The sequence below is a fragment of the Streptomyces sp. NBC_00102 genome, from assembly GCF_026343115.1.
Taxonomy (GTDB): Bacteria; Actinomycetota; Actinomycetes; order Streptomycetales; family Streptomycetaceae; genus Streptomyces.
This window is the reverse complement of the sequence record NZ_JAPEMC010000001.1, coordinates 1,712,980-1,738,021: the sequence shown is the minus strand read 5'-3', so window position 1 is coordinate 1,738,021 and position 25,042 is coordinate 1,712,980. Positions and strand designations below refer to the sequence as shown.

The window sequence follows — 25,042 nt, the reverse complement described above, 5'->3', positions numbered from 1 at the left end:
GCGGGGGCCCGGACCGCACCGGAGAACCGGGCTGCGAGGCCTACACCTCCCGGAGCTCGTACGCCTCCACCGTCACCCCGTCGTCGTCCAGGCAGGCGCCCGTCGCGAGGTCGAACCGCTGCTTCAGCAACGGCGAGGCCACGAACGGGCGTCCGTCGGCCGACCCGAGCAGCCCGCGCGAGAGGACGTACGCCCCCGTGAACGGGTCCCGGTTGTCGATCGCGTACGCGCGTCCCGCCCGGTCCGTGAACACCGCCACCTGGCGCCCGTCCGGGAGCAGCGCCGCCACCCCGCGCCCGGGGGCCAGCAGGGAGCGCTCGCAGAGAGTGAACCAGCCGCCTTCGTAGCTGAGTTGCAGCACCGTGCCGAGGTCCGTGGCGGGCGCCTGGGCCGTCGTCGTCACCGTCATCAGGATGCGGTCCCTTCCAGGGTGCGGATCGCGAGCACCGGGCCCGCGAGGATGTCGAGGTCGGGCTTGATCTGGTCGCGCTCGGGCACGAACCGCACCGAGGGGTCCGGCGCGTCGGGCGCGTTCACGAAGGTCACGAAGCGGCGCAGCCGCTCCGGGTCGTTGATGGTCTCGGCCCACTCGTCGCGGTAGCCCTTCACGTGGTCGGCCATCATCCGCTCCAGCTCGTCGCAGAGCCCGAGCGAGTCGTGGACCACCACGTCCCGCACGTGGTCGAGGCCGCCCTCGATCCGGTCCAGCCAGGCGGAGGTGCGCTCCAGCCGGTCCGCGGTGCGGATGTAGAACATCAGGAACCGGTCGATGAGGCGCACGAGTTCGGCGTCCGACAGGTCCTGCGCGAGCAGGTCCGCGTGGCGCGGGGTCGCGCCGCCGTTGCCGCCCACGTAGAGGTTCCAGCCGCCGGCGGTGGCGATGATCCCGAAGTCCTTGCCCCGGGCCTCCGCGCACTCGCGGGCGCACCCGGAGACCGCCGACTTCAGCTTGTGCGGGGAGCGCAGGCCCCGGTAGCGCAGCTCCAGGTCGATGGCCATCTTCACCGAGTCCTGCACGCCGTACCGGCACCAGGTCTGCCCCACGCAGGACTTGACCGTCCGCAGCGACTTCCCGTACGCGTGCCCCGACTCGAATCCGGCGTCCACCAACCGGGTCCAGATCAGCGGGAGCTGGTCGACCCGGGCGCCGAAGAGGTCGATCCGCTGACCGCCGGTGATCTTCGTGTAGAGCCCGAAGTCGCGGGCCACCTCGCCGATCACGATCAGCTTCTCCGGGGTGATCTCACCGCCCGGGATGCGCGGCACGATCGAATAGGAGCCGTTCTTCTGGAGGTTGGCGAGGAAGTGGTCGTTGGTGTCCTGGAGCGACGCCTGCTCGCCGTCCAGCACGTAACCGCTCGCGCCCACCGTCGGGGCGAGCGAGGCGATGACCGAACCGACCGTCGGCTTGCAGACCTCGCAGCCGTCACCGCCGCGCGCCTCCTCGCGGCCGTGCGAGTCCAGCAGCTCGGCGAAGGTGGTGATGCCGAGGGTCCGCACGATCTCGTACAGCTCGCCGCGGGTGTGGGCGAAGCAGCCGCACAACCCCGCGTCCGCGCTCTGCGGCAGCAGCTGTCCGATGACCTTGACGCAACTCCCGCACCCCGTACCGGCCTTGGTGCACTTCTTCACCTCGGGCATCGTGGTGTGCTCGCAGATCGCGCCCTTGGTCACGTTGTGGCAGGAGCAGATCACGGCCTCGTCCGGCAGCGAGGACGGGCCCAGCGCGACCGGGGTGCCCGCACCGGCCGGCAGCACCAGCTGCTCAGGGGAGACCGGCAGCACCGTGCCGGTCATCGGGCGGAGCATGCCGTACTGATCGGCGTCCCCGACCAGCACCCCGCCGAGCAGGGTGCCGTCCGCGCCGATCACCAGCTTCTTGTAGACCCCCGAGCGGGAGTCCGCGTACACCACGTCGAGGCAGCCCTCGGCCGTACCGTGCGCGTCACCGAACGAGGCCACGTCCACGCCGAGCAGCTTCAGCTTGGTCGACAGGTCCGCCCCGGTGAACGACGCCTCCTGGCCCGCGATCACCCCGGCGGTCGTCACCGCCATCTCGTAACCCGGCGCCACCAGCCCGTACACCCGGCCGTCCGAGGCCAGCGCGCACTCGCCGATGGCGAACACCGCCGGGTCGGAGGTGCGGCACTCCTCGTCCACGACGATCCCGCCGCGCGGACCGACCTCCAGGCCGCAGTCTCGGGCCAGCTGGTCGCGGGGCCGGACGCCCGCCGAGAAGACCACCAGATCGGTGGCGAGGGCGGAACCGTCCGAGAGCGCCATGCCGTTGACGGCACCGTCCTCCCCGGTGGTGACCTCCTGGGTGCCGACGCCCGTGTGGACGCTCAGCCCCATGGACTCGATGGTGCGCAGCAGCGCGGCGCCGCCGCCCTCGTCCACCTGGACCGGCATCAGCCGGGGCGCGAACTCCACCACGTGCGTGTCGAGCCCGAGTCCCTTGAGCGCCCCGGCCGCCTCCAGACCGAGCAGCCCTCCGCCGACCACCGCGCCGGTCGTCGCGTTCTTCGCGTACTCCTCGATGGCGAGCAGGTCCTCGATGGTGCGGTAGACGAAGCAGCCCTCCGCGTCCTTGCCGGGCACCGGCGGGACGAACGGGAAGGAGCCGGTGGCCAGCACCAGCGTGTCGTACCCGAAGGTGAGCCCGGACCGCGAGGTGACCGTGCGGCCCTCGCGATCGACGGACTCCGCCGGGTCGCCGACGTACAGCTCGATGCCGTGGGTCTCCATGAACCCGGCCTCGACCATGGAGAGCTCCTCGGGCGAGGTGCCGGAGAAGTACGAGGTCAGGTGGACCCGGTCGTAGGCGGGGCGGGGCTCCTCGCAGAGCACGACCACCCGCGGGCCACCGGCCGCCGGGGTCAGGCCCCGCTCGGCGAGCGCCTCCAGGAACCGCTGACCGACCATGCCGTGCCCCACGACGACGATCGTGTGCACGGGGGTGGCGGCGGAAGCGGAGGCGGTCGCGGCAAGGGCGGTCGCGGAAGTCGGGGAAGTCGGGAAGGGGGACACCGGCATCTCAGAAGCCTCCGTCGTCGGTCAGCGGGTGGAGCGGGGACGTACCCGGCGGGGAGCGGTCCGCCGTCCCGCCGGATGCGGTCGGGTCGCACCCGCCGCTCGTCATGGCACAGACGATGGGCGGTCGGTGTTACCCGACCGCATCCCGGCTGTTTCCCGGGAGGAACCTTGCGCTCAGCACGGGCCGGTGGCGGGTGTGAGGGTGCGCCCGGGAGCCGGACCTCAGCCGCATCGTGGAGAACCGTGCAGGTCGGGGCGGGTGCGGGGTCTCCGGAGTCGTCGCTTAATGTCCTGTGCATGCCTGACATAACGCTGACCACCGTCGTCCTGCTCTGCCTCGCCGCCTGCGCGGCGGGATGGATCGACGCGGTGGTGGGCGGGGGCGGGCTGCTGCTCCTGCCCGCCCTGCTGCTCGGACTTCCGCACGTACCGGCGGCGCAGGTGCTCGGCACCAACAAGGCGGTCGCGATCGTCGGGACGAGCGGCGCGGCCGTGACCTATGCCCGCCGTGCGCCGGTGAAGGTCGGCACGGCGGTACGGATCGGGCTGATGGCGCTCGCCGGGTCGATGACCGGCGCGTTCTTCGCGGCCGGGATCAGCAGCGACGTACTCCGGCCGGTGATCATGGTGGTGCTGCTCGCCGTCGCCGCCTTCGTCCTGCTGCGGCCCTCGTTCGGTGCGGCGGCGGCCGGTGAGGAGGCGGACCGGCGGGTGGTGACCCGGGCCCGTACGGTCACCGCGATCGTGCTGGTCGGCGGCGGCATCGGCTTCTACGACGGCCTCTTCGGACCGGGTACCGGCACCTTCCTGGTGCTGGCGCTGACGGCCGTGCTCCACCTCGACCTGGTGACCGCGTCGGCCACCGCGAAGATCGTGAACGTCTGCACCAACGCCGGTGCGCTCACGATGTTCGCCGTGCAGGGCACCGTGCTCTGGCAGCTCGCGGCGCTGATGGCGGTGTTCAACCTGGCGGGCGGACTGGCCGGGGCGCGGATGGCGCTCAGCCGGGGCAGCGGGTTCGTCCGGGGCGTGCTGCTGGTCGTGGTCTTCTCGCTCGTCGCCAAGCTGGGCTTCGACCAGTTCTCGGGCTGAGGGCCGGGCGTCTCGGGCTGAGGGCCGGGCGGTGATTCCGGTCGGGCCGCTCAGGCGGGCTTCCGTACATCCGTGAGGTGGGCGTAGACCACCACGTTGCCCTGGTAGCCGGTGTCCTTCGAGAACCCGCCGCCGCAGGTGATCAGCCGCAGCGCCGCGTAGGGCGCCTTCCCGTACACACGCGTACTGGGGAAGTCGTCGTTCTCGTACACCTCGATCGCGTCGATCGAGAAGACCGCCGTCCGCTCGTCCTCGCGCAGGATCTCCACCCGGTCGCCGCGCCCCAGTGAGCCCAGGCCGTAGAAGACCGCCGGGCCCTTCGCGTTGTCCACGTGCCCGGCGACGATCGCGGTGCCCCGCGCGCCCGGCCGGGTGCCGTCGCCGTACCAGCCGGCCAGGTTGCGGTCCGCCTCCGGCGGCACGTCCAGCCTGCCGTCCGGGCGGAGGCCGAGCCGGGTCATCGGCGCGTCCACGTCGATCTCCGGGATGCGGACGCGGACCGGCGTGGACGGGGCCAGCGGCTCGGCGAGGGGCGAGCCCGGCTGGAGCTGCGGCCCGCCGGTGAACGCCTCGGCCGTGGACGGCTGCGGCGGCACCACCTGGGTGTCCGCACCGGTCTGGATCAGCCAGACACCGGCCAGCACGGCGACGCCGATCAGCCACGCCTTGCCCTTGTGTGCCGTCTGGGACACGGTGCCGTCCTTCTCGTCACGGGCCTGCGGATGTACGGGGAGTCGTACGGTCCCGCGTGCGGGGCGTACGGGTGGAAGCGGAGGCGGGGGCGACGGCCCCGGGAGGCCGTGCCCCGCCCTGCGGCTCAGGCTCAGGCGGGTCAGCGGGAGCCGGCCGCCCTGCGGCGGCGGACCGTCCACAGCGCACCGGCGCCGGCCGCGCCGAGCACGCCGAAGCCCGCCGCGATCCGGGTGCTGTCCGGCCCGACGCTGCCGCCCACACCGGTCTGGACGTGGCCCCAGGGCTGGTCGTCCTGCCCTTGGCCCTGGTCCTGCTCGTGGCCCCCCGAACCGCCGATGACCTGGAGCCGGCCCTGGGCGTCCTTGCCGTTGTCGCAGGCCACGGCGATGTCGTAGGTGCCGGGCCGGGTCTCGCGCGGGACGGTGAAGTGCCCGACCGCGGTGTCCTTGCCGGGGCCGGGGTAGAGCTCGAAGTCCCCCGCGTCCAGGGAGTTCGCGTCGCCCGTGCCCGACCCCTTCTTGCCGCAGGCGGTGGTTTCCGCGGTGACCTTGGCGCCCGGAACGGCGGTGGACGGGGTGAGCTCCAGCCGGCCCCGGTCGGCCCCGTCCGCGTACGCGGACGGGGCGAGCAGGGCGAGGCCGAGCGTCGCGGTCGCGGCGAGCGCGACGGCGGTACCGGTCGTGGAGCGGAGTGGACGGAGCATGGGAGGTCCTCCGGATACGGGCGAGAGCAGAGCGGGAACGGCCGGTCCGGACGGGCCGGAACGGGACGGGTCCTGCTTCCGAGGTAACGGGCGGACCGCCCCCGATGCCTGCTGACGCGCCTTCAGAAGTCACCCGTACGGACCGGAGCGGCACCCTTGCCACCCGTGATCCGTGCAGGTCACGGCGGTGTCGTCGTGCCGTCCGGGCCGCGTGGCGCGCCCAGGTGCCGAACGAGTGACACCCGGAACCACCATGTGACGCAGGTCACACGCATGGTCTTCCGGGGGTCGGGCACACGCAAGACATCCCCCCACGGGGTGGCACCCCCCCCGCCACCCCCTGGCAACCGCCCTCACCGGCCCCACCCCCCCCGGGCCCGGTGGGGGCGTTGTCATGGATGGCCGCGGACGCCTGGCGTCCGTGGCGGGTGGGGCTGCGCGTGGGGCCGGGGTCAGACCTCCTCCGCCGGAGCGTCCCCGTACACCCTCTCCAGCAGTTCCATCAGTTCCCCGTCCACCGGGTACGTCCGGTCGTCGATGCGGTGGACGGGGGTGATGCCCCGGGAGTTGGTGACGAACGCGCCCCGGAAGGCGTCGAGACCGTCCAGGGTCACCTGCCGGCGGGCCGAAGGGGAACCGGCGAGGGCGAGTCCCTCCTCCAGGAGCGCCATGGTGATCCCGATCAGCGCGGGGGCGTCCGGCCAGACCACGCGATCGCCGTCCCAGAAGCCGATGTTGGTGATCGACCCCTCGGTGACCACACCGCCGGGGGCGGTCAGCAACGCCTGGTCGTACCCGGAACGGACCGCCAGCCTGCCGTAGTAGACCTGGCTGAAGTCGCCCGGCCGCTTGATGTGCGGCAGCTCGCGGGCGTACGGCACCGACAGGAGGCTCAACGGCTTCGTCGCCGGTACGGCGGGCGGGGCCACCGTGACCATCAGCACGGTCGCCGTCGCGCCCGGCGGCAGATAGCCGTGCACCCGCACCGAGGCGTCCCGCACACCCGCACCCGACAGCGCCCGGGACACCAGCCCGCGCAGCAGATCCGTCTCCAGGTCCAGGCCGAAGAGCTCCTGGTTCGCGGCCCGCAGCCGGTTCAGGTGGAGGTCCCAGCCCCGCACACGGCCGTCCGCGACCTGGAAGGCCGTGAAGTGGCCGTAGCCGGAGAAGGCGGGAATCCGAAGGTCGTCCGGGGTGGCCGGGTGACCGTCGAACTCGACGTACGGGACGGGAGAGGGAGGGATCATGCGGTTCACCGTAATTCGTGCCGGGGCACCGGGACATGGCCGCCGCCCGTCACCGCCGTGAGACCGCCCACTCCCGCCGCGATTCCGTCCCGGCTTTCGTACCCGTCTCCGTCCCGGCCTCCGTCCCGGCCCCGGTCTCCGTCCCGGCCCCGGCCTGCGTCCCGGCCCCGGCCTCGCCCCGGTTCTCCGTCCCGCTTCGGCCCCGGACGTCACGGAACCATCACCGCCAGGCGAACGGCTGCCGACATCACCCCCGTACGGACCGCTCCGGCGCCATCCTGTCCGCACGCCCGCCCGTACGCGCGCCCGCCTGTGCGCCCGTGCGCGCGGGCCGGCGTGCGCCGCCGCGTGGGGGCGACGGCGCACGCCGATACGCCTTCGAGCGCGCGGGAGCGGCAGTGACCGGGGCGGCCGAGGGCCTGCCGGAAGGACCGATCCGGGGCCGCCGCGGGCGCCCTGAAAGGCAGGGGGACGCATGTCGATCACCGCACCGATCACGGTCCTCGCCGAGGTGGCGCCGGAGGTGACACCGGACTGGGAGCTCTCGGTGATCTCCTTTGGCCAGAAGGCCGCGGAGGCGCTCGGCATCCCGTTGCACCTCACCACCATGGAACCGGACACCGCGTTCGGCGTGGTCGTCCTCCCGCTGATCCTGGTCGCGCTCGTGGTGGGCACCCAGGCCGGTGCGATCGTGCGCGCCCTGGTGTCCCGCGACTTCTGGCGGGACGGCACCCGGCTGATGGCGGTGATCCAGTTCGCCCTGCTGATCCTCGCCTACGCGTTCTCGGCCGGCCCCCGGTCCCGCTCGTCCGCCGAGGCCGCCGGCCATGTCCTCTCCGGTCAGCTGCCGGACATCCTGCCCCTGGCCATCATGACCCAGTGGGGGCTGCTCACCGCCCTGTGGATTCTGTTCGGCGTGCTCACCGGCATCGGCAGGTCCGCCCTGCTGGTGCCCTTCGAAACGGTCGGCGCCATGCCCGTGCTCGGGTTGTTCCTGGTGATCTTCACCGCCGCATGGATGGCCCCGCCCGTCGGTGACGGGGTCCTCGGCCACGCTCCCGCGGCGGTCGCGGTGACCGTCATGATCCTGCTCCTCGGGTACTTCACCGCGGCCAACCGGGAGCGTGTCCTGTCCAGCCCCGCCGCGCTCGCGCGACGGGCGGAGCTCTTCCAGGACGCCGCGCGCCGCAGCCCGGACGACATCGTGATCGCCGCCTTCAGCGCCGACGCGCAGCGGGCGACGCCGCGTCGGCCGAGGTCCGGCGGTCCGTGGGTGCCCGCACCCTCGATGGTGCTCCGCCTCTCCGCGCTGTGGGCGGCGCTGCTCGGAGGGCCGGCGGCAGTGATCACCTTCGTGTTCGTGGCGGGGCCCTTCGAACCGCCGGAGTTCGTCACCGTCGCCCGCGTCGAACTCCTCGTTCTCGCGGTCTTCCAGGTGGTCCTGCTGTTCTCGTTCCGCCGGAGCCTGGACGACAGGGCCCGGGTCTCTCCGGTCGTGCCCCGGCTGATCGACCTGAGTCTGATCCTGTCGGCCGGGCTGCTGGCCGCGACGGAGGCGGCCCGCACCCCGGTGGCGCTCGGCGGTGTCCCGGCCTGGCTGCTGATGGGAGCGCCCGCACTGGTGGTGGCCGGGCTCGTCTTCGTCTTCGGCGTGCTGCCGCACCGGTTCGCGGCCCGCCGGTGGGGCACGGCCGTGGTCGCCGCCCTGGTCGCGGCCGTTCTCGTACTGCCGCTGAAGTCCGGTCTGGAGCTGGTCCTCGAACCGGTGATCCGGATGCTGGCCCCCTGAGCGCCGGCGTCGTCCCGGCATCGCCGGTGCTCACCCGGCGTCGTCCCGGCCCGGGCCCTGGCGTACGGGCGGCAACGGGGGCGTCGCGGACCGACAATCGGTACCGGACCACCGGACCACCGGACCCGGAACGCCGGGTCTCCGTACCGCCGGGGCAGCCGCGCCCCGGCCCGCGCTCCGAGGAGAGCCGACCATGACGACGCCACCCGCCGCATGGCTGACCGTGCAGACCACGACCGACAGTGAGGAGAAGGCCCAGGCCCTGGCCCGGGGCGCGGTGGAGGCCAGACTCGCCGCCTGCGCCCAGATCTCCGCGCCCGTCACCTCCGTCTACCACTGGCACAACGCCGTGGAGACCGCCGAGGAGTGGCAGGTGCTCTTCAAGACGAGGACCGAGCGCTACGACGAACTGGAGGACCACCTGCGCGCCGCGCACGACTACGACACCCCCGAGATCATCGCCACCCCGATCGTCCGGGGCAGCGCCCGCTACCTCGCCTGGGTGACCGACCAGACGTCCTCGGCGGCGGAGCTGTGACCGCCACCGAGGAGACGCCCCGCTCCGTCCCCGCGCCCGGCCACGCCCCCGCGCCCGGTCCCGAATCCATACCCCGTCCCGATTCCCTACCCGGTTCCGACCCCGTACCCGGCACCGGGACGGTCCGCGCCGAGGGGCCGCTGCCCTTCTTCGTCTACGGCACCCTGCGCCCCGGCGAGCACAACCACGACCGGTACGTCCAGGGCCTCGACGTCCGGGAGCAGCCGGCGGTGCTGCACGGCGGGGCGCTCTGGGACGGCCCCGGGTACCCGTTCGCCACCGACGGGGACGGCACGGTCCAGGGGACGCTGATCACCGCCGCGCCCCACGAGTACGCCGGACTGCTCGTCGCCCTCGACCGGCTGGAGACGTACCTCGGGCCAGGCGACCCCCGCAACCTCTACGAACGGGTCGCCCGGGACGTCGAGTCGCCCGGCTCCGGGACCGTCCGCGCCTGGGTCTACCTCGCCGCCTCCGCCGTCTCCCGCACCCTGCGCGCGGGCGGCCCGCGCATCCCCGGCGGAGACTGGGTCGCCCACCGCCCTCCCCGGCCCTCCCCGCCCCGGCCCACTCCCTGAGCGCGGCACGGACCCGGCGGATACGGGAAGCGCCGGGGCCGCGGCCCCTCACTCCGGGCAAGGGGGCCACCATGGAGGACTGTGGAGGGTGAGGCAGCAGCCACGACCCCGCCGGTGAAAGGTTCCCCATGCATCGACTCGTCGCACGGCTCTGGCGGCTCATACGCGGTCCCCTGCAGTGGCGGGTCCTGTGGCTCGCCCATGCCAAGTTCAACGTCGGGGTCACCGGTGTCGTCCGCAATGACGCGGGCCAAGTCCTGCTGCTCAAGCACCGGTTGTGGGCCGCGCAGCACCCGTGGGGGTTGCCGACCGGATTCGCGGTCAAGGGCGAGGAGTTCTCCCGCACCGTGGTCCGCGAGGTGAAGGAGGAGACCGGGCTCGACGTGGAGCCGGGCCGCCTGGTGCGGCTGAAGAGCGGATACCGGCTCCGCCTCGAAGTGGCCTACGAGGCGCGGCTCGTCGGCGGGACCCTGAAGATCGACGACTTCGAGATCCTGGAAGCCCGGTGGTTCGACGCGGACGAGCTTCCCGCCGCGATGCAGGAGTCCCACCGGGAGCTCATCCGGGGCGTGGGCGGCGACGCGCTCTGAGGCGATGCCCCGAGGGGAGGCGGCCGGCTGGAAACCGCCGGGTCGTCCACAGCCCCTTCATGGCCCACATAAATGTCTGCGATATCGATGGCAATATTGTTGACAATCCCGTAGCGTGCGTCCCGCTCCGGCCCGGAGGTCGAAGTTCCAACGAAGTGCCAGGTACGCGAACGTACTTGACGCTCGACGAGGGGAGACTCCATGCAGCGGCTCTCTGCGCCCCGCGGGTGCGACGCGCCCGAACACCGCACCGTCATAGGGGAGATGCGGCACTCCGCATCCCGTAAGCACCTCCTGAGGGGCGTGGCTGTCGCCGGTTCGCTCGCCCTCACCGCCCTCGCGGTGCCGTCCTCCTTCGCGGCGACCGGCGGACCCGCCCGGGCCCCGCACGCGGCCCACTCCGTGGACGCGGAGGATGCCGCCCTGGCCTTCGACTCCGCCGCCTACACGACGATCACCGTCACCGTGGACGGTCAACCGATGAACGTGCGTTGGTACAAGGAGGTCTGCTACGTCGCCCAGCCCGTCGAGGCGGCGGCGCAGCAGTCCGGCGGGTTCGGGAGCACCACGATCTCCAACACCGCCTGCGGCTACCAGGCCATGAACGTCTTCGTCCCCGAGAGCGCCTTCGGGGACCAGCGGGCACCGATCTACTTCGCGGTGAACAACAGCGGCTGGATGGCCAGTTACATCAAGGCGAGCGTCACCGGCGGCGCCTCCTACACCAGCGCGACGAGCAACGTCGGCGCCGCCCTGAAGGCCGGGTACGTCTTCGTGGACGTCGCCAACCGCAGCCGCGGGCTGCTCGGCGCCGACGGCACGGCCCCCGGCAAGGCGCCCGCCGCGGTGGTCGACGCCAAGGCGGCCGTGCGCTACCTGCGCCTCAACGACGCGGCCATGCCCGGCAGCGCCGAACGCATCGTCATCAACGGCACCAGCGGCGGCGGTGCGTTGGTGTCGATCCTGGGCGCCTCCGGCAACAGCGCCGAGTACGACCCCTACCTCAAGGAGATCGGCGCCGCCGGCATCGACGCGAGGGGCCGCAGCACCCTGCGCGACGACGTCTTCGCCGTCAACGCGTACTGCCCGATCACCGACTTGGGCAACGCCGACACGGCGTACGAGTGGCTGTACAACATCCTCGACACCCGCGCCGACACCGGCCAGAACCCGTCACCCGAGGACGCCGCCGCGATCGCCGCCCAGTTCCCCGCGTACGAGAAGAGCCTCGGCCTGCGCAACCCGGACGGCTCGAAGCTCACCGCCGCGAACATGATCGACACCATCAGGAAAGAGGTCGTCCGCTCCGCCGAGACCTACCTGAAGGCCGATCCGGCGAACACGATTCCGGCCCTCGGCGCCACCTTCGACCTCCAGTCCGGCGGCGGATTCCCCGGAGGGACGCCGACCACCAAGTCGTACGTCAACGACTGGATCGACGTCGACACCGCCACCCGCACGGTGCGCTCGGTCGACATGAAGAAGTACCTGGCCTTCGTCGTCGCCCAGGCCACCCTGAAGACGACCCCCGCCTTCGACGCCGTGGGGGTCAACGGGAACACCATGAGCGGCACCGAGACCAACCTCTTCGGCCCGGCGGACCAGAAGTACATGAACTACACCGAGTACAGCTGGGACCACAACGACGTCCCCGGCGACGGCAGCGGCATCGACGACACCGGCCTGACCTGGGACCAGTACACCGCCAAGCGCACCACCACCGTGGACGACCAGATCCACCTCATCGACCCGATGGACTTCATCGGCACCGGCGCCGACACCGCCGCCCACTGGTACGTCCGCGCCGGCACCCGCGACCGGGACACCGCGTTCATCGTCTCGCTCAACCTCGACCGGGCGCTCGCAGCGGACAAGCAGGTCAAGGACGTCGACTACCGGCTCGCCTGGAACCAGCCGCACGCCGGGAACTACGACGTGCCCGAGGCCATGGCCTGGATCGCCAAGGCCGTCCGCAAGGCCGGAGACCCGCCGGCCGCCGAGCGGCGCTGAGACCGAGGGCGGGCCAGGTCCCACCAGGATCACGAGAAGGGGCCGTTGGGGCACTTCGGAACTCCGATGCTCCGGCATTCCGGAGTGCCCCGATCGATCGGCGATCGGGACGAAGGCGAGGGGCCGGCCGCATCCAGGACTCGTGGGGCCGCCCCGCGCGCCTCGTCGCGTATCGTGGTGGCCGCTCGAATCGAAATGTCTCGAAAGGTCGATGCCGTGCACACCGCCAGGTTCTTCTTCGACGCAGGATCGGGCGGCATCCTCTGGACGGTCACGTCCGAGGACCAGGAGGTGTGGGGGTATCCGGTCGAACTGGATCGACTGCCGATCAGTCACGACCTCCGCGACGGCTTGGAGGGGCTGGTGGATCGCTACGACATGTCGTTGAACCGGGACTATCCTCCGGACCCGGGACCCTGGCGTGAAGCGGAGTGTCACCACTTCAACGAGGCCGTACGCCATGCGCTCAACCGCCTTCGCGCCGAGCTCGGCCCGGAATGGCAGATTCACGACGAGTACCAAGCACTCCATGAAGCCCCGTACCTCGACCGGTACTTGGCCGATCCTGCTGGATTCGTTCGCTCCTGACCGCCGACTGCCCACGACGGGGGACTGCGCGGACGGGCAGGGGCTGGCCTTGGCCGCGCTGTAAGGTACCCGTCCGACGGGCCGACATCGATGGTCGTGCCGGATCCCGCCCCGCGCACCTTCTCCCCGTTGTGCGAGGGCACGGGCGGGGGCGAGTAGGCGTGTCTCTTCGAGCGGTTGGAATCCCAGGAGCAGGCCAGGTTCTCCGGTCGGCACTCCGCAACCGCGTCGTGACGCGGTCGGACAGATGTATCCAAATGCAGAGAGGGCGGAGCGCAATGGGCGTGGCCGAGAGTTGGTCCCACGTGATGACACTCCTTCGGCAGCACGCTCCGGCCGATCACGCGGATCTGCCAGGGCCCGCTACGGAGCAGATGCTCGCGGCCGCCGAGGAACGGATGGGCATCTCCCTCCCCGGGGACCTGCGGACATGGCTGTTGCGGAACAACCTGGATCTGCCCGAGGAAGACGTCGACGACGAAGTGATGTGCGGCGGCTTCGACGGATTCCCGGACGAGGGAAGCTTCTTCCTGGGTATCGGGGCGATGGAGAGGCTCTACGCGACCCGCTCGATGCCCGGTGGATTCGACCCTCCGGATCGGCCGGACAATCCGTTCTGGCGCAATGAGTGGATCCCGTTCCTGTCGGACCAGGACGGCTGGATGGGAAAGTTCATCGATGTGCGGGACGGACGTGTCGGCAGGTGGTTCGTGGGTGACATCACGGTCACGGGTGAGTACGAATCGCTGGCCCAGTATTTCGACTCCGTGGCGGAGAAGCTGACGCAGATCGCCGAGGGAAGCTACCCGGTCTGCAGGGTCGCCGAAGGCCGACTCGTCTGGCTGTAAGAGTGGTTCGGCAGGTCTACGGGAGCCTGGCGGGACACCCATTTCCGTGACCACGGTTGCGTGGTCGGGTGGACAAGCGGTCGCATGCAGTGCCGCCGTTCCGAAGCCGGAGGTGACTCGCGGCGCCGAGCCGGATGTGGCCCCATCTCGCATCGCGTGATGGGGCAGTACCTGACGGATAGCCAAAGGTACGGCGCGCGTTGGACCTGCGACTCATGTCAGGTGAGGGATGCCCGACTTGAGCAGCTGAATGCCCCATCGCGCGGCGTGCGATGGGGCATTCGCTTGGTTGGGCTGTCCGGTCGGTCAGATGTCGCCGAGTTCGCCGGTCTTGACGCCTGTCACGAAGGTGGTGAACGAGGCGGCGGAGATGTTCAGTACGGGGCCGCCGGTGTCCTTGGAGTCGCGGATGGGGATCGCGCCGTGCGTGGTGGCGAGGTTGGTGGCAACCTCCACGCACTGGCCGCCGTTGGCGCTGTAGGAGGACGTGAACCAGTGGAGGGATTCGGTAGTCACGAGGTGCCCTTTCGTACCTGACTGATCATGGCCACGGACTCAGCCTGTGAGAGCGCTTCGGCCTGAAGCTGATGGTAGGCCGTGAGGAGCGGGCCGACGAAGCGCATATCTCGCTCCAACTGCCCGGAATGCGTGGACTCTGCGTAGGCGACCTGAGACCTGTCGGGCAGAGTGACCAGCGTGACGGGCGTGTAGAACGAGCGGCGCTCACCGAGATTGAAGGTGGCCACCTGTACGACTGTGTTGGGCATGTCGGCGACCGCCGCGAGATGGGCCAGTTGTTCCGCCATGATGTCTGCGCCCCCGACGCGTTGTCGGATGCAGCTCTCGTCCAGCACCGCGTAGATCTGTGGCGGAGGTGTGCGGGTGAGTGACTGTTGGCGTCGTGCGAGGAGAGCGAGCCTCTCCTCCGCTTGGTGCTCGGTGATGGCACCGCGTCGAACCGCGCCTCCCGTGATGGCGGCGGCGTATCCCGGGGTCTGGAACAACCCCGGGATGACCCCCATCTCAAAGAGCCGTATCTCCGTTGCCCGCCCCTCGTGCACGACGAACTCCGGGAAGCCGTCGAGGATCGCGCTGTCGCGGGTTGCCGCGCCCTGGCGGGTCAGCGCGTCGCCCGTGCCCAGGGCCCGATCGGTACTTGCACTGAACTTGGCAGTTGGAGTTCGTGCACCAGTTTCAACCCCGGAAATATGCGAAGCGGAATATCCCGTACGGGTGGCCAGCTCGTCCTGCGTCCAGCCGCGCTGCTCCCGCAGCCTGCGCAGACGTTCGCCGAAGGCCGCGCGCGGGCTTGCTCCGGGATCTAACTTCTTTCGATTCGCCATTCTTTGTCGATCCTTCGTTCAAGCTCGCGGAGGTTGAAGGCATTTCAAGCGTAGGCCACTCTGAGGGCTCCCCGTAGTGGAATGGCTACAGAGAGGAGTGATCCATGTCCGTGCCCGAAGTCCGCACTTCCGACGAACAGGGCCCACGCGGGCCGATTCCGGCCCTCGGTGCGCTCATGGTGGACACCCGATACGAAAACCTTGTCGGGGAGTTCCGAGGAGTCGTCGGCGCTTACTGGGCCATACGGCCCGTCTGCGGCGGCAACGAGTGGAAGGCGGCTCCCGCGTTCGTCCGGCCGGCGAGTCCGATGGAGCGGCTGCGGGCGGAGAACGCGCGGTGCAACGCCCGGAGTCGGGGTGACCTGCTGTGAGTGCGAGCCCCGACGAGACCCCCGCCCGCACTCCCGTCCTCACCCCCATTCCCGCCGCCGATTGCTCTGTCTGCCTGGACTTCGACTGGGCCGAGACGGAGGCCGAGCGGGTGTGCGACCTGAGCGCCGCGACCGACTGGCGGATTCTGCGCAGGCGTCACCGGGCCGCCGATCACCCGGCACCGCCCCGCGCCTCGTCGACCGATGCGACCGACACGACCGATGCGACCGACACGACCGATGCGAGCGACCTCACCCGCTGAGCACCGATGAGTGCGCCGAAGTGTTCACCGGGCGTACTCACCGACGTGTTCGCCGGAGTGTGCTCAGTTATCTGCACCACCGTCCGCTCCGCGATCATGGCGCCCAGCCATCGTGATCAAGGAGCTGAAGATGGACCTACGCCACGCGCTCATGGACGGGCGGGCAGAGATCCCCCGCCTTGGGGCCCTCGGCCCTGCCCAGGGCACGCACCCACCGTTCGTCGTGACCGACCCATCCGGAAAGGAGATCGAGCCAGTGACCGCCTACCTGTGCGACCTTGCGCTGAGTGACACCAGCCCGCACACCGGCCGCAGCTACGGCTACGGAATGCTGCGGTGGTTCCGGCTGCTGTGGCTGCTCGACGTCGCCTGGGACAGGGCCACTGAGAGTGAAGTCGCTGTGCTCACTGGGTGGTTGCGCACGGCGCCGAACCCTCAGCGCAAGCGGAAGTCGGCCACAACACCGCCTCCTGGATCGGTGAACCTGAAGACCGGCAAGCCGATGCTCGGTGTGGGCTACGCGCCGCGGACCATCAACCATGCGCTGTCGGTGATCAGCGGCTTCTACGAGTTCCACGCCCACCAGGGCAACGGACCCGTCGTCAACCCGGTGCCGGCGTCCGCCCAGCGGCGGCGGGCCTTGGGTCACCTCAGCCCACTGGAGCCGAAGCCGATCCTCGGTCGCGCCCGGCTGCGGCAGAAGGTGCCGGGCCGGCCTCCGCGAGCGATCCCGGACCGGCTCTGGGACGAGTTGTTCGACAAGATGGGCTGCGAACGCGACCGTGCTCTGCTGGAGTTCTACGTCTCCAGCGGCGCCCGCGCCGAGGAGCTTCTCGGCGTACGGATCGGCGACATCGACTGGGCCGGACAGCGGTTCTACGTCATCTCCAAGGGAACCCGTGACCGCGAGGTCATCCCGGCTTCCCCTGCCGCTTTCCTGCGCTTGGCGTCCTACATCGACGAGACCGGGATAGCGGCGGCGGACGAGCCGATCTGGCGAGCCCGTCGCGGCACCGACCGGCCGCTGACCTACTCGGCGATGCGCCGGGTCATCCAGCGCGCGAACACCGCCCTGGGCACCAACTGGACCCTGCACGACCTCCGGCACACCGCGGCCTCCCGGATGGCCAACGGTGGCAAGCTCACCCTTGCCGAGGTCCAGGCGATCCTGCGCCATGCCAACATCCAGACCACCAGCCGATACCTCGCGGTCCGGGTGGAAGAGATCTTCGACAAGCTCGCCGAGCACTACGCGCGTCCCCGGGTCCAGCCCAGCTACCCCACCGGCTACGACCCGGCCGACATCGCGGCGGTGTTCGGTGCCTGAGACCTCGCTCCGCACCACGGGCGTCAGCCGCCGGCACGGCCCCGTCGCCGAAGGGCTGCACTTCCCCAGCCGCTTCGTCTCCAGCCAAATGCAGGCCGCACCCGCCGTCGCGACCAAGGTTCCGCGCCCGTTCGGGAGCCTCGCCCGGGCGACGACCTCCCGGATCGCCGACCTCGCCATAGACACCTGGGACGGCGCCCGCGTCACCCAAGTCCAGCGCGGAGCGGCCACGGCCGCAGTCCTGGACTACCTGGACACCTTCACCGGCGAGACCTGGCAGGAGCGCTGGGACAACAGCCCGCTCGGTCGCGGCGAGATCTCTGCCAGCACTCTCGGCAGCAGCCGCACCACCGGCCAGAGCCTGACCACAGGGGTCCGCTCGCTGTTCAGCCTGCGCGCGATCCGTCCCTCCCTGCTGTCCTTCTACCGCCACACGTTCAACAACTACTCCGACGTATTCGTCACCGCCCAGGACGACCCGCTGCTCGACAGGTACGCCGACGCCGTCGAGGCCCACGAGATGGGATGGCAGCACAAGCGACGCGCTCTCTACGACGTCTGCTGCCTGCTCACCGTTCAGGACATCGCGCTGGCCGACCTGACCCCCGAGTCCCTTCTGCACCACGGGCACGAGACCCGCAAGGTCCGCTCGTCCGTGCTACGGCAAGGGAAGAAGGACGCCAACCTGTTCCCGGGTCGGGCCGCCTGGCAAGTGCTCCACGACATGGGGCACTTCCCTCCCGCCGCCCCCGCCACGATGCGCCAGGCCCTGCACCGAGGTCAGCAGAGTGTCGAGGAACTCGTCGACCGCTACCCGATCCGCAACCGTGCCGTCCGGGAGCTACTGCTCGACTACTGCACCCGCCGCCGTGCGGACACGGACTACGCCACCCTGGTTAACCTCGTGCTGGCGGTCGTCCACCACTTCTGGGAGAAGATCGAACGCATCAACCCCGACCAGGCCGACCTGCGAATCGACCCGAAAGTCTACCAGACCTGGCGGCAGATGATCACCGTCAAGGACGACGGCACACCTCGCGCAGGCCAGGACGGCATCGTCATCAGCGTCCGCAGCTTCTACTACGACCTGCACACCTGGGCGGCCGAGGAGCCCGAGCGCTGGGCCAAGTGGGTCGCGCCCTGCCCGGTCCCGCCCTCCGAACTCCGCGGTCTGGGCAAGCGCCGGCGGAGGATCAACGAGCGCACGGCCGACCGCACCCGCCAGCGCCAGCCTCTGCTGCCCGTGCTCGTCGATCACGTCGAGACCCGCTACGACCACACCCGGGCCCTTCTCGACCGAGCCGCCCAGGCGGAGGCCGACGAGTCCTTCATCCTCAACAACCGCTCCTACCGGCGAGTGATCACCGACAGCGACCGAAGGCTCCAACGGCACGGCGAGGCGCCGCTCCGTGTCGCCGACGAAGCCACCGACGAGATGATCAACGTCACCGCCGAGGAGGAGAACGCCTTCTGGGACTGGGCCTGCGTCGAGACCCTGCGCCACTCCGGCGTCCGCATCGAGGAGCTCTGCGAGCTCACCCACCTGAGCATCCGTCAATACCAGCGGTCCAACGGTGAGGTCATCGCCCTTCTCGTCGTCGCCCCGTCCAAGACCGACAGGGAACGGGTCATCCCGATGTCCCCGGAGCTGTTCCACGTGATCGCCTCCGTCATCCGACGACACACCAAGGACGGCCGACCCATCCCGCAGCTCCGCCGGTTCGACCCGCACGACAAGGTGTTCAGCGCACCGATGCCCTTCCTGTTCCAGCGCCAACTGGGCTCCAGCCGCTCCGTGATCGGCACCGGCACCGTCCAGCAGATGCTCGAACGACGCTGCGAGGCGCTCGCCGAGGAGCACCCCGGCTTCCGCGGGATGAAGTTCACCCCGCACGACTTCCGGAGGATCTTCACGACCGAGCTCGTCAACAGCGGCCTGCCGATCCATATCGGCGCGGCTTTGCTCGGCCACCTCAACATCCAAACCACCCGCGGCTACGTCGCCGTATTCGAAGAGGACGTGATCAACCACTACCAGGTGCACCTGCAGAACCGTCGGGCTATCAGGCCGGAGGAAGAGTACCGTCCGGCCACCGCCGACGAATGGACGGAGTTCGAGGAGCACTTCGACAAGCGCAAGGTCGAACTGGGCTCTTGCGCGCGTCCCTACGGCACACCGTGCCAGCACGAGCACGCCTGCATCCGCTGTCCGATGCTGCACGTGAACCCCAAGATGCTGGCCAGACTCGACGAACTTGAGGAAGACCTCCAGGCACGGCGACTACGTGCCGAAGCCGAGGGGTGGACCGGCGAAGTCGAAGGTCTCGACCTCACACTGACCTTCCTCCAGGCCAAGAAGGAAGAGACCAAACGCTGGAGCCGCCGACCCACCGTGGACCTCGGCATCCCGAGACCGCGGACCACTGCCAGCAGCGGCTCCCGGACAGATCAGCAGCCCTGAGGGCATGACGTGATCTCAGTAGCGGAAGCGAGCCTTGTCACCATTGATACGAAGGAGGAACTCCGTGAGCGGCGCCCCGCCGTCAAGCGGCGCGAGAACGAGTCCTTGCGCATAGATCGCTTCGTCGGCTTCGACCGCAGCCTCTTCATCGCCGCTTCGCCAGGCGTCGCGGGAGGCCTCGAAGAGGGGACGGAGATCGTCCCAACCGGGCTCTGGCGCGAAGTGACAGTCCGTCCAGAACATGTCGACTTCCTTCTCGACCAACGTCCCGACCAGGCGGTCTTCCTGCATGAGCTGCCAGCTCGGCTCAGCCACGTCATCTCCTCGTTGAGTCCCGGAGCACATTAGCGCTCCGGGCCGACAAGGCATCACAGCTGGCACGGTGCGGCCGGCGCTGACGGGATCCACTCTTGGCCCTCAACGATGCCTGGCCGTCGGATGGGTCCTTGACCTACGAGGACCACCCCCGGACAGAGCCAGGGAGGCAGCTGCTCTCTGGAGCTGGATTCCCCGGATGCCGACCGCACCGCGCCTCCAGAACCTACCCACCCCCACTGACACCGCCTTGATCAAGGAGCGTGGTGCAGATAAGTACCGACGAACGAAAGGCGAGACATGCGGGACCTGTTGGAAGACCGGGGCGCCGAGCCCCGGGAGTGCCCGGTGGCGGCGCTCGTGTGCGTACCGGGCATCCCGCCCACGGGGGAGTGACCGTGTTGCGGTGTACCGCCGTCGCCCTGCTGCCGCCCTCGGGACGTGACGTCCGCGCAGGAGGCGGGGACCTCGTCGAGTCCCGGCCCATCCGGTGCGTACTGGGGGAGCGGCATTCTGGCGAGCACGCCTGCCTGCTGTGGGACGACGACAGGCTCGGGGGTGCGGTGTGGATCCGCTGGACGGCCGGCCGCATGTACCGGGTGGTTCTGCTCCGGTGTGCCCACCACGACGAACTTCGCGGTCCCTGCCGTCTGTTCGACGACCATCCGTCGGGGCACTCCTGGGAGGTGGTGGACCCCGCGAAGGGAGGTGGCCCGCACCCGGCGGCCGATCGCTGATGGCGGCCATGGCGGCCATGGCGGCCATGGCGGCGAGGGCCTCGGCGCGCCGGGCGGGTCCGAGCTGCGTCAGGCGTTGCCGGTGATGAACCCGGCTATGGCGGCAGTGACGGCTTCGGGCTGCTCGTCGGGGATGAAGTGCCCGGAGTCGGACACGACGACTCCGCTGATGTTGTTGGCCCATGGGCCGACGGAGGCTGCCATGTCCGGGATGGAGCCGTGGCTGCTGGAGATTCCGAGGACCGGCACGGTCAGGTGCCGGCGGTCGAGTGCCTGGTGGTTCTTGCGCGCCGACTCGGCCGCGTCCCGGTAGTAGGCGAGAGAGGCGCGAAGGCCGCCGTCGGCGGCCAAGGACGCTGCGTAGTAGTCGAGTTCGGCGTCGTCGAACGTATCGGGAGTGAGGGCCTTCATTTTCAGGAACCAGCCGACATAGTCCCGTTCGCGGCCGGCGAGCAGGGTCTCGGGCAGGTCGGGCACGAGATGGAACGCGAAGTGCCAGGTCTTCCACGCCCGAGCGGGGTCGGTGGGAATCGCTTCGGGGAGGGTGATGCCGGGGATCCCCGCGTCGAGCAAGGCGACCCCACGCAGCTGACTCTCGTGGTTGAGGGCGAGGGAGAAGGCGACCCAGGCGCCGATGTCGTGGGCGGCCAGCCAGTAGGTCGACACTCCGAGTGCCTTCACGGCGGCGTGGACGTGGGCGGCGACCGTGTGGGTGTCGTAGCTGCCCTCGGGGCGCTCGGAGTGGCCTTGACCCGGCAGGTCGATCGCGATGACGCGGAACCGGGCGGCGAGACCGGGCATGACCTTTCGCCAGGCCCACCAGGTCTGCGGGAAACCCGCGAGCAGGACGACGGCCTGGCCGTCCGGCCGGCCGCCTTCGACGGCATGGAGGCGGATGCCGTCCGCGTCGACCCAGTGGTGGGTGAACCCGTCGAGGTCGTGCAGGGGCAGGTCGCGGACGGGGTTGGCTTCGGAGACCTGCTGAGCGCTGGTCGCGGGGTCGGTCACGGGAATTCTCCTTGGGTGTGGGTTCTGCTGGGTTCGGTGTCGAGCCCGCCCCGGGCCCGCGAGTGAGCCGGCGATCGCGATGACGACGACGATGACGCGGACGAGTGCGAGTGCGAGGGCGGCAGGGGGCTGCTGGTGATCCGGGACCCGGTCGCCCGGCCGAAGGGTGGCCGGCATCGGTACGGAGCCGACGAGGCCGGAGTGGACGAACGGGAAGGAGGTGGCGCCGGGTTCGCTCGGCGTGACCTGGGCCCCGGGTTCCGGTGCTGCCGACCGGTCGAAGGGCGCCGCCCGGGCGCCGGAATACGGGTGGGGGTGCTGGGCGAACTCCGACGCCCACAGGTCGTAGGGCGGAACGGTCGGATTCCGCCGGGCACGACGACGGCATGCATCGGGGCGACGGCGTGCATCGGGGCGACCGCACGGGTCAGGACGACGTCGGCGGCCGGGTGGCCGGGTGGTGAGCCCCTGGTGCTCTCCCGGATTGCGAGAGGCCCGCGGCCATGGTCACGACGGCAACGTAACACATCATGAACTGCTTGGTTCAAGATAGAGTGACGTGCGGCACCGCCCACAGGCATCGACCCGCCCACAGACATCAACACACCCGCAGGCATCGACACACCGCGAGGAAGTCCCACGTGGCAGGCAAGAAGCAGTTCGACATGGACACGGCGCTCGACGCCGCGATGATCCAGTTCTGGCGCACCGGCTACGCGGACACCTCGGTGGACGACCTGTCACGGGCAACCGGCCTGAACCGCAGCTCCATCTACTCCTCGCTCGGCGCCAAGGACACGCTCTTCCTGCGATGCCTGGATCGCTACGCAGCGCGCTACGGCGAGAAGTACGACGCCGCCCTGTCGTGTGCGTCCACGGAACTCCTCACAGCTGTCCGCGCCTTCTTCGACGTCACCCTGGAACGCATCGCCGATCCCGAACTGCCCGATGGATGCCTGATCACCCAGTCGGTCATGGCGATTCCAGGGCTGAGCGAGGCCGTCGCGGCGCACGCCAGGGAGACTCTCGGCCTCCAGCGGTCGCGCCTGCGTGCCGCGCTGAAGGCCGGGCGGCTGGCCGACCGGGAGGCCGAGGACTTCGCCGAGCACGCGGCGGCCGTGAACCAGTCCCTCGCCATCATGAGCAGAGCCGGGGCGAGCCCCGCGCAGCTCCTGGCCGTGGTGGGCGTCACCGTCGACGCGCTCTCGCACGCGCTGAGCGCGTCCGGGAGCGCGCAGGCGGTTTCCGGCTGATTTTGGCCGGGGGCGAGAGGGGGCGAGAGGGGCGAGAGGGGGCGAGAGGGGGGTGACGCGGCCGGGGTCGAGGAGGACCCGTCACCCCATCCGCCGGGCACTCACGGTCCAGAAGACCGCGAACCCCGTCCACAGGATCGCGAAGCCCCAGAGCACGGGATGCCCGCCGAACAGTGCCATGGAGCCGAGCCAGCCGAACCCGAAGGCCACGAAGAGCAGGCCGAAGTTGGGGAAGGCGAAGAGGGTCGCGAGCCGTCCGCTCACCACCGCCCACGCGCCCAGCGCCAGGATCAGGCAGCCCGCCGCCAGCCACGGCAGGGCCCCGCTCTCCGAGGGTGGTGGGTAGGAACGGGTGCGGCCGAGCGTCACCAGTCCCACGACGTCGTCCCGCCAGAGCCGGACCTCGGCGCGGTCGCCCTTGGTGATCTCGTCGTACGTCTCCTCGTCCACCCCCAACCACGCGGTACGTTCCGGCCATTCGACCTTGAGGTCGTAGTACGTGGTGCACGTGGTGACGCCTCCGCCGCCCGCGCTCGAACCGTCGGTGGTGCACTCCTCGCCGGTCCGGCGGTCGAGCGCCGTGCCCGCCTCGCGCCGCACGCACTCCTCGCCGCCGTCCACGCTCTCTCGCTCGTTCCCGGCCGTGCAGAGCGGCGCTTCGCGGTACTCGGAGGTCGCCTCGTACGCGTCGACCACGTGCTGCCCGCAGAGAACGACTCCCCACCCGGCCGCGACGACGACCAGTCCCCGTAACCAGAGGGGAAGCCGCCCTCCCCGTCCGTTCCCCGTTGTCTTCTTCACGGTGCGGTGATTCCCGCCGGGCGGACCGGTCATACGCCGGAGTCCCGTTCTCGTGGGGCTCCGGCCGGCGGACGTCCGGCCCCGTCGGCCTCAACCCCCGTCCGCCGCGAGGGCGTTGGCGACACCGGTCTCCTTGTGGCCCAGGAAGTGCGGGTCGGGCCGGATCGCGGCGTCCAGGGCCGCCTTGCCGGCCGCGAAAACCTCCCGGGTGCCGCCGTAGTACCAGGTGGCGTCGTGCGGTTCGTCGACGCCGACCCCGTACGCGTCGATCCCGGCGGCCCGGCAGAGCGCGACGGCCCGCCGGATGTGGAACCCCTGGCTCACCAGGACCGCGTGGTCGACCCCGAAGATCTTCTTCGCCCGTACGCAGGAGTCCCAGGTGTCGAAGCCCGCGTAGTCGCTGACGATCCGCGCGCCGGGCACCCCGTGTGCGGTGAGATAGGCCCGCATCGCGTCCGGCTCGTCGTACTCCGTACGGCTGTTGTCGCCGGTCACGAGGAGGACCTTCACCTTGCCGGTCCGGTACAACTCGGCTGCGGCGTCGAGCCGGTGGGCGAGGTACGGGGTCGGCTTGCCGTCCCACAGTCCGGCACCGAACACCACGGCCACGCCCTCCGCCGGCGCGTCGGCGGTGGTCCGCAGATGCCCCTCGGTCGTCGCGTACATCCACGCCATCGGCGCCAGCGCCACCGCGCAGGCCACCATCAGCCGCTGTAGCGCGCGCCGTTGACCGCGACGGGTGCGCGGCACCGCCGCCACCCAATTGCGCGGCCGCAAGGCGGCCCTGAGGGCCTTCGGCAGCTTCGGTCGTCGCATGGGAACCCCTGTCGGTGCCTGGCGCACGGCTTTCGTGCGGTCCTCCCCTCCTGAGGGGACGAACGAGCGCGCCCTGAGGTTCTGGTTCCGCGCCGGGGAAGTTCGCTTCGTCGCCCGTAGGCCCGTCCCACTGACGACGGGGCGGCGTCAGCCCTTGGGCGGCGGCGGCGCCCACGGGGCGGGCAGCGGCTCCGGCCCGTCCAGCGCGTGGCGGAGCTTCTCCTTCAGGGACTTGGGCGAGGCCTGCTCCTCCGGCCGCGCATGGACGAGGCGTGCCGTGGTCACGCGGAAGTGGCACGCGCGGTGGTTCTGGTGGACGCGGACCAGCCAGGAGCCGTCGGAGGCGAGGAAAGCGCTGCGGCCCGGGACGTCGCCCGGCCGTGCGTGGCGGGCCAGGACGCCCGGTACGTAGTGGAGTGCCGCGTCCTCGGCCACCGCCCGCACCTCGTCCTGGTCAGCGGTGACGGGGTGGCTGGCCACCAGGGTCCAGTGGTGCAGCCTCAGTTCGACGCCGTCGGCCCGTCGGGTCTCGCGAGTGTCCTCCTCGATGAGGACGTACCACTGAGCAGTCATGCCCGGAGCTTACGGGCTGCTTCGAGGCTTCGAGTGAAACCCCAACTGGTCGTATCCGGTCC

25 protein-coding genes are annotated in these 25,042 nt (G+C 70.5%); 13 read left to right on the top strand and 12 right to left on the bottom strand.

From position 1 onward, the window contains the following. Positions 1–40: 40 nt before the first annotated feature. Both nirD and nirB read right to left on the bottom strand, forming a co-directional pair. Positions 41–409, bottom strand: coding sequence for a nitrite reductase small subunit NirD (gene nirD / locus OHA55_RS07755; RefSeq protein ID WP_266704075.1), 369 nt, complete (start codon positions 407–409; stop codon positions 41–43). Beyond that, positions 409–3,036, bottom strand: a complete 2,628-nt coding sequence (gene nirB, locus OHA55_RS07750; protein ID WP_323180377.1) for a nitrite reductase large subunit NirB — start codon at positions 3,034–3,036, stop codon at positions 409–411. Before nirB ends, nirD begins: the two co-directional genes overlap by 1 nt. Before the next feature lie 297 nt (positions 3,037–3,333). Here nirB and OHA55_RS07745 point away from each other — a divergent pair, with 297 nt between their 5' ends. Beyond that, positions 3,334–4,128: a TSUP family transporter gene (locus tag OHA55_RS07745; protein WP_266704073.1), complete on the top strand. Its 795-nt coding sequence runs from the start codon at positions 3,334–3,336 to the stop codon at positions 4,126–4,128. Positions 4,129–4,178: 50 nt separating this feature from the next. Here OHA55_RS07745 and OHA55_RS07740 read toward each other — a convergent pair whose 3' ends face one another. From OHA55_RS07740 to OHA55_RS07730, 3 genes are all read right to left on the bottom strand, one after another. Then, positions 4,179–4,820: a class F sortase gene (locus tag OHA55_RS07740; RefSeq protein ID WP_266704071.1), complete on the bottom strand. Its 642-nt coding sequence runs from the start codon at positions 4,818–4,820 to the stop codon at positions 4,179–4,181. 140 nt (positions 4,821–4,960) lie between these two features. Beyond that, on the bottom strand, positions 4,961–5,524 hold the full coding sequence (locus OHA55_RS07735; protein WP_266704069.1) for a hypothetical protein: 564 nt from the start codon (positions 5,522–5,524) through the stop codon (positions 4,961–4,963). A 452-nt stretch (positions 5,525–5,976) separates the two neighbouring features. After that, positions 5,977–6,771, bottom strand: coding sequence for an aminotransferase class IV family protein (locus OHA55_RS07730; RefSeq protein ID WP_266704067.1), 795 nt, complete (start codon positions 6,769–6,771; stop codon positions 5,977–5,979). 475 nt (positions 6,772–7,246) lie between these two features. Here OHA55_RS07730 and OHA55_RS07725 point away from each other — a divergent pair, with 475 nt between their 5' ends. The 7 genes from OHA55_RS07725 (at position 7,247) to OHA55_RS07695 (ending at position 13,712) form a co-directional block, all read left to right on the top strand. Then, a complete protein-coding gene (locus OHA55_RS07725; protein ID WP_266704065.1) occupies positions 7,247–8,560 on the top strand; it encodes a hypothetical protein in 1,314 nt (437 codons plus the stop codon). Positions 8,561–8,753: 193 nt separating this feature from the next. Further along, on the top strand, positions 8,754–9,098 hold the full coding sequence (cutA, locus tag OHA55_RS07720) for a divalent-cation tolerance protein CutA (RefSeq protein ID WP_266704063.1): 345 nt from the start codon (positions 8,754–8,756) through the stop codon (positions 9,096–9,098). Positions 9,099–9,238: 140 nt separating this feature from the next. Further along, a complete protein-coding gene (locus OHA55_RS07715) occupies positions 9,239–9,676 on the top strand; it encodes a gamma-glutamylcyclotransferase family protein (protein ID WP_266710468.1) in 438 nt (145 codons plus the stop codon). A 128-nt stretch (positions 9,677–9,804) separates the two neighbouring features. After that, positions 9,805–10,266, top strand: a complete 462-nt coding sequence (locus tag OHA55_RS07710) for an NUDIX domain-containing protein (protein WP_266704061.1) — start codon at positions 9,805–9,807, stop codon at positions 10,264–10,266. Positions 10,267–10,467: 201 nt separating this feature from the next. Beyond that, positions 10,468–12,276, top strand: coding sequence for a subtype B tannase (locus tag OHA55_RS07705; RefSeq protein ID WP_266704059.1), 1,809 nt, complete (start codon positions 10,468–10,470; stop codon positions 12,274–12,276). A 216-nt stretch (positions 12,277–12,492) separates the two neighbouring features. Then, positions 12,493–12,864 (top strand): hypothetical protein, encoded by a 372-nt coding sequence (locus OHA55_RS07700; protein WP_266704057.1) that lies wholly within the window; start codon positions 12,493–12,495, stop codon positions 12,862–12,864. 308 nt (positions 12,865–13,172) lie between these two features. Further along, positions 13,173–13,712, top strand: a complete 540-nt coding sequence (locus tag OHA55_RS07695; RefSeq protein ID WP_266704055.1) for an SMI1/KNR4 family protein — start codon at positions 13,173–13,175, stop codon at positions 13,710–13,712. Positions 13,713–14,018: 306 nt separating this feature from the next. Here the strand turns inward: OHA55_RS07695 and OHA55_RS07690 are convergent, their stop codons facing one another. Together OHA55_RS07690 and OHA55_RS07685 are read right to left on the bottom strand one after the other, a co-directional pair. Continuing rightward, a complete protein-coding gene (locus OHA55_RS07690) occupies positions 14,019–14,228 on the bottom strand; it encodes a DUF397 domain-containing protein (RefSeq protein WP_266704053.1) in 210 nt (69 codons plus the stop codon). After that, positions 14,225–15,055, bottom strand: a complete 831-nt coding sequence (locus tag OHA55_RS07685) for a helix-turn-helix transcriptional regulator (RefSeq protein WP_266704051.1) — start codon at positions 15,053–15,055, stop codon at positions 14,225–14,227. The genes OHA55_RS07690 and OHA55_RS07685 overlap by 4 nt, the downstream gene beginning before the upstream one ends. Before the next feature lie 104 nt (positions 15,056–15,159). Between OHA55_RS07685 and OHA55_RS07680 the strand changes: the two genes are divergently transcribed. The 4 genes from OHA55_RS07680 to OHA55_RS07665 all read left to right on the top strand — a co-directional run bounded on the left by OHA55_RS07680 (position 15,160) and on the right by OHA55_RS07665 (position 19,477). After that, positions 15,160–15,426 (top strand): hypothetical protein, encoded by a 267-nt coding sequence (locus tag OHA55_RS07680; protein WP_266704049.1) that lies wholly within the window; start codon positions 15,160–15,162, stop codon positions 15,424–15,426. Further along, positions 15,423–15,689, top strand: a complete 267-nt coding sequence (locus OHA55_RS07675; protein ID WP_266704047.1) for a hypothetical protein — start codon at positions 15,423–15,425, stop codon at positions 15,687–15,689. The genes OHA55_RS07680 and OHA55_RS07675 overlap by 4 nt, the downstream gene beginning before the upstream one ends. Positions 15,690–15,819: 130 nt before the next feature. Then, positions 15,820–17,016 carry a tyrosine-type recombinase/integrase gene (locus tag OHA55_RS07670; protein WP_266704045.1) on the top strand — a complete coding sequence of 399 codons (1,197 nt, stop codon included), beginning with the start codon at positions 15,820–15,822 and terminating at the stop codon, positions 17,014–17,016. Further along, positions 17,009–19,477 (top strand): site-specific integrase, encoded by a 2,469-nt coding sequence (locus OHA55_RS07665; RefSeq protein ID WP_266704043.1) that lies wholly within the window; start codon positions 17,009–17,011, stop codon positions 19,475–19,477. The genes OHA55_RS07670 and OHA55_RS07665 overlap by 8 nt, the downstream gene beginning before the upstream one ends. A 15-nt stretch (positions 19,478–19,492) precedes the next feature. On the opposite strand, the gene OHA55_RS07660 is transcribed toward OHA55_RS07665, so the two are convergent. Further along, a complete protein-coding gene (locus OHA55_RS07660; protein WP_266704041.1) occupies positions 19,493–19,792 on the bottom strand; it encodes a hypothetical protein in 300 nt (99 codons plus the stop codon). 806 nt (positions 19,793–20,598) lie between these two features. Then, a complete protein-coding gene (locus OHA55_RS07655) occupies positions 20,599–21,537 on the bottom strand; it encodes an alpha/beta fold hydrolase (RefSeq protein WP_266704039.1) in 939 nt (312 codons plus the stop codon). A 641-nt stretch (positions 21,538–22,178) separates the two neighbouring features. Here OHA55_RS07655 and OHA55_RS07650 point away from each other — a divergent pair. Continuing rightward, positions 22,179–22,790, top strand: a complete 612-nt coding sequence (locus tag OHA55_RS07650) for a TetR/AcrR family transcriptional regulator (RefSeq protein ID WP_266704037.1) — start codon at positions 22,179–22,181, stop codon at positions 22,788–22,790. 81 nt (positions 22,791–22,871) lie between these two features. On the opposite strand, the gene OHA55_RS07645 is transcribed toward OHA55_RS07650, so the two are convergent. From OHA55_RS07645 to OHA55_RS07635, 3 genes are all read right to left on the bottom strand, one after another. After that, entirely contained in the window at positions 22,872–23,591 is a 720-nt protein-coding gene (locus OHA55_RS07645; RefSeq protein ID WP_266704035.1) for a hypothetical protein, read from the bottom strand. Between the two features lie 90 nt (positions 23,592–23,681). Further along, positions 23,682–24,296 carry a vancomycin high temperature exclusion protein gene (locus OHA55_RS07640; protein ID WP_266710467.1) on the bottom strand — a complete coding sequence of 205 codons (615 nt, stop codon included), beginning with the start codon at positions 24,294–24,296 and terminating at the stop codon, positions 23,682–23,684. A gap of 258 nt (positions 24,297–24,554) precedes the next feature. Further along, on the bottom strand, positions 24,555–24,980 hold the full coding sequence (locus OHA55_RS07635; protein ID WP_266704033.1) for a hypothetical protein: 426 nt from the start codon (positions 24,978–24,980) through the stop codon (positions 24,555–24,557). Between the last annotated feature and the right edge of the window lie 62 nt (positions 24,981–25,042).